General features: G+C 40.7%; 1 protein-coding gene. It reads left to right on the forward strand.

The window, feature by feature from the left end; genetic code table 11:
• On the forward strand, window positions 1–208 hold a 208-nt coding region (locus LKX83_RS32135; protein ID WP_227887324.1), incomplete at its 5' end, for a hypothetical protein.
• Window positions 209–344 lie beyond the last annotated feature (136 nt).

Below are 344 nucleotides of genomic sequence, written 5' to 3' on the forward strand. Positions count from 1 at the left end.
CGAGAAGTGCATGGAGACGCTTGTATGGGGGTCTGCTAAGGGTGTATGCACCATAGAGGAGGAGGCGTGCGATCTATTGCCGCTGAATGAACCGAATGATGTGTTGGTGATAAAAAATCGCTTATATATTGCAGATACAAATAACCATTTGATCCGCATAGTGGATCTGGATACAAAGCGTCTTACTGTATTGGACATTGAACAATAAGATAAAAAATCAGCGGAATATGATCTTTTATCTGTTCCGCTGTTTGTGTTGGCTGCATTTTATTTTATTTTATTTTATTTTGGAGATGCTGCCGCAAGATGCCTGAATGACCGCTTTCAAATCGTGTGGGTTCAAT

The sequence above is a fragment of the Cohnella baijiui genome (assembly GCF_020731285.1).
Taxonomy (GTDB): Bacteria; Bacillota; Bacilli; order Paenibacillales; family Paenibacillaceae; genus Cohnella.